The sequence below is a fragment of the Burkholderia sp. JPY481 genome (assembly GCF_038900515.1).
GTDB lineage: Bacteria > Pseudomonadota > Gammaproteobacteria > Burkholderiales > Burkholderiaceae > Paraburkholderia > Paraburkholderia youngii.
Window position 1 is genome coordinate 1 of the sequence record NZ_JAYMRT010000069.1, and the last position, 4,638, is coordinate 4,638.

Here is a 4,638-nt window from a genome sequence, read left to right on the forward strand (position 1 = left end):
CATTCAAAACTAGATAGTAAGTAAAATGATTTTGCGTCGCAAAACATAAATTTTGATTAAGTCTTCGATCGATTAGTATTCGTCAGCTCCACGTGTCACCACGCTTCCACCTCGAACCTATTAACCTCATCATCTTTGAGGGATCTTATAACCGAAGTTGGGAAATCTCATCTTGAGGGGGGCTTCATGCTTAGATGCTTTCAGCACTTATCCCGTCCATACATAGCTACCCAGCTATGCCGTTGGCACGACAACTGGTACACCAGAGGTATGTCCATCCCGGTCCTCTCGTACTAAGGACAGCTCCTCTCAAATTTCCTACGCCCACGACGGATAGGGACCGAACTGTCTCACGACGTTCTGAACCCAGCTCGCGTACCGCTTTAATGGGCGAACAGCCCAACCCTTGGGACCGACTACAGCCCCAGGATGCGATGAGCCGACATCGAGGTGCCAAACCTCCCCGTCGATGTGAACTCTTGGGGGAGATAAGCCTGTTATCCCCGGGGTAGCTTTTATCCGTTGAGCGATGGCCCTTCCATGCGGAACCACCGGATCACTAAGTCCGTCTTTCGACCCTGCTCGACTTGTAAGTCTCGCAGTCAAGCTCCCTTATGCCTTTACACTCTATGAATGATTTCCAACCATTCTGAGGGAACCTTTGAGCGCCTCCGTTACCTTTTAGGAGGCGACCGCCCCAGTCAAACTGCCCACCTGACACTGTCTCCCACCACGATAAGTGGTGCGGGTTAGAAAGCCAACACAGCTAGGGTAGTATCCCACCAATGCCTCCACGTAAGCTAGCGCTCACGTTTCAAAGGCTCCTACCTATCCTGTACAAGCTGTGCCGAATTTCAATATCAGGCTACAGTAAAGCTCCACGGGGTCTTTCCGTCCTGTCGCGGGTAACCTGCATCTTCACAGGTACTATGATTTCACCGAGTCTCTCGTTGAGACAGTGCCCAAATCGTTACGCCTTTCGTGCGGGTCGGAACTTACCCGACAAGGAATTTCGCTACCTTAGGACCGTTATAGTTACGGCCGCCGTTTACTGGGGCTTCGATTCGTAGCTTCGCAGAAGCTAACTACTCCTCTTAACCTTCCAGCACCGGGCAGGCGTCAGCCCCTATACATCACCTTACGGTTTAGCAGAGACCTGTGTTTTTGATAAACAGTCGCTTGGGCCTATTCACTGCGGCTCTTCTGGGCGTTAACCCTAAAGAGCACCCCTTCTCCCGAAGTTACGGGGTCATTTTGCCGAGTTCCTTAACGAGAGTTCGCTCGCTCACCTTAGAATTCTCATCTTGACTACCTGTGTCGGTTTGCGGTACGGGCACCTGTTATCTATCTAGAGGCTTTTCTTGGCAGTGTGAAATCAACGACTCGAGGAAACAATTTCCTCTCCCCATCACAGCTTGACCTTATGAGTGCCGGATTTGCCTAACACTCAGTCTTACTGCTTGGACGTGCAATCCAATAGCACGCTTCGCCTATCCTACTGCGTCCCCCCATCGATTAAAACGATACTAGGTGGTACAGGAATATCAACCTGTTATCCATCGCCTACGCCTGTCGGCCTCAGCTTAGGACCCGACTAACCCAGAGCGGACGAGCCTTCCTCTGGAAACCTTAGTCAATCGGTGGACGGGATTCTCACCCGTCTTTCGCTACTCACACCGGCATTCTCACTTCTAAGCGCTCCACATGTCCTTGCGATCATGCTTCGACGCCCTTAGAACGCTCTCCTACCATTGTCCTACGGACAATCCACAGCTTCGGTAATATGTTTAGCCCCGGTACATTTTCGGCGCAGTGTCACTCGACTAGTGAGCTATTACGCACTCTTTAAATGATGGCTGCTTCTAAGCCAACATCCTAGTTGTCTGGGCAACGCCACATCCTTTTCCACTTAACATATATTTTGGGACCTTAGCTGGTGGTCTGGGCTGTTTCCCTTTCGAACACGGACCTTATCACCCATGTTCTGACTCCCAAGTTAAATTGATTGGCATTCGGAGTTTGTCTGAATTCGGTAACCCGAGAAGGGCCCCTCGTCCAAACAGTGCTCTACCTCCAATAATCATCACTTGAGGCTAGCCCTAAAGCTATTTCGGAGAGAACCAGCTATCTCCAAGTTCGATTGGAATTTCTCCGCTACCCTCAGTTCATCCGCTCACTTTTCAACGTAAGTCGGTTCGGTCCTCCATTCAGTGTTACCTGAACTTCAACCTGACCAAGGGTAGATCACCTGGTTTCGGGTCTACGACCAAATACTAAACGCCCTATTCAGACTCGCTTTCGCTACGGCTCCACATTAGCTGCTTAACCTTGCATCAAATCGTAACTCGCCGGTTCATTCTACAAAAGGCACGCCATCACCCATTAACGGGCTCTGACTACTTGTAAGCACACGGTTTCAAGTTCTCTTTCACTCCCCTTCCGGGGTACTTTTCACCTTTCCCTCACGGTACTGGTTCACTATCGGTCACTAGAGAGTATTTAGCCTTAGGAGATGGTCCTCCCAGATTCCGACGGAATTTCACGTGCTCCGTCGTACTCAGGATCCACTCAAGAGAGTATATATTTTCGACTACAGGATTATTACCTTCTTTGATTCAACTTTCCAGATGATTCGTCTAATATATACTTTTGTAACTCCGTATAGAGTGTCCTACAACCCCAACAAGCAAGCTTGTTGGTTTGGGCTCTTCCCGTTTCGCTCGCCGCTACTCAGGGAATCGATTTTTCTTTCTCTTCCTCCGGGTACTAAGATGTTTCAGTTCTCCGGGTCTGCCTTCTGATATGCTATGTATTCACATATCGATAACATGACATAACTCATGCTGGGTTTCCCCATTCGGAAATCTCTGGATCAACGCTTACTTACAGCTCCCCAAAGCATATCGTCGTTAGTAACGTCCTTCATCGGCTTCTAGTGCCAAGGCATCCACCGTGCGCCCTTAATAACTTAATCTATGTTTCCATCCTACAGGAAACGCGTTATTAATCTTGTGAGTGTTCTTTCGAACACTAGCGATTATTTCTTATGAATTCAAGCTTTAAAACTCTAATTCACTCGGTTTTGCTTGGTAAAATCTATTTTACTTACTTATCTAGTTTTCAATGTACAAGTTCTATTTCCAGTCAAGCGTTTGCATACTGCTTTGTTATCATTACTTTAAATACTCATTTACTCTAGTAAACTCCGCTTTAAAGTAACTCAACGCATTGTCTGCGAATCGCTTTCTTTGAAAAAGAAGATATGTTGAATGTTATATAAACATTCAAAACTGAATACAATATGTCAATGTTATTCCTTCATCTTCTACGAAGATGTTCCGAATATATCCTTAGAAAGGAGGTGATCCAGCCGCACCTTCCGATACGGCTACCTTGTTACGACTTCACCCCAATCATTTGTCCCACCTTCGACGGCTAGCTCCATAAATGGTTACTCCACCGGCTTCGGGTGTTACAAACTCTCGTGGTGTGACGGGCGGTGTGTACAAGACCCGGGAACGTATTCACCGTAGCATGCTGATCTACGATTACTAGCGATTCCAGCTTCATGTAGTCGAGTTGCAGACTACAATCCGAACTGAGAACAACTTTATGGGATTTGCTTGACCTCGCGGTTTAGCTGCCCTTTGTATTGTCCATTGTAGCACGTGTGTAGCCCAAATCATAAGGGGCATGATGATTTGACGTCATCCCCACCTTCCTCCGGTTTGTCACCGGCAGTCAACTTAGAGTGCCCAACTTAATGATGGCAACTAAGCTTAAGGGTTGCGCTCGTTGCGGGACTTAACCCAACATCTCACGACACGAGCTGACGACAACCATGCACCACCTGTCACTTTGTCCCCCGAAGGGGAAGACTCTATCTCTAGAGCGGTCAAAGGATGTCAAGATTTGGTAAGGTTCTTCGCGTTGCTTCGAATTAAACCACATGCTCCACCGCTTGTGCGGGTCCCCGTCAATTCCTTTGAGTTTCAACCTTGCGGTCGTACTCCCCAGGCGGAGTGCTTAATGCGTTAGCTGCAGCACTAAGGGGCGGAAACCCCCTAACACTTAGCACTCATCGTTTACGGCGTGGACTACCAGGGTATCTAATCCTGTTTGATCCCCACGCTTTCGCACATCAGCGTCAGTTACAGACCAGAAAGTCGCCTTCGCCACTGGTGTTCCTCCATATCTCTGCGCATTTCACCGCTACACATGGAATTCCACTTTCCTCTTCTGCACTCAAGTTTTCCAGTTTCCAATGACCCTCCACGGTTGAGCCGTGGGCTTTCACATCAGACTTAAAAAACCGCCTACGCGCGCTTTACGCCCAATAATTCCGGATAACGCTTGCCACCTACGTATTACCGCGGCTGCTGGCACGTAGTTAGCCGTGGCTTTCTGATCAGGTACCGTCAAGATGTGCACAGTTACTTACACATTTGTTCTTCCCTGATAACAGAGTTTTACGATCCGAAGACCTTCATCACTCACGCGGCGTTGCTCCGTCAGGCTTTCGCCCATTGCGGAAGATTCCCTACTGCTGCCTCCCGTAGGAGTCTGGACCGTGTCTCAGTTCCAGTGTGGCCGATCACCCTCTCAGGTCGGCTACGTATCGTTGCCTTGGTAAGCCGT

The 4,638-nt window shown here is 48.6% G+C and carries 2 rRNA genes; both read right to left on the bottom strand.

Annotated features, from left to right (window positions below):
• Positions 1-52: 52 nt before the first annotated feature.
• A 23S ribosomal RNA gene (locus VSR82_RS39420) occupies positions 53-2,974 on the bottom strand.
• Between the two features lie 380 nt (positions 2,975-3,354).
• Positions 3,355-4,638, bottom strand: a 16S ribosomal RNA gene (locus VSR82_RS39425); the annotation flags it as partial.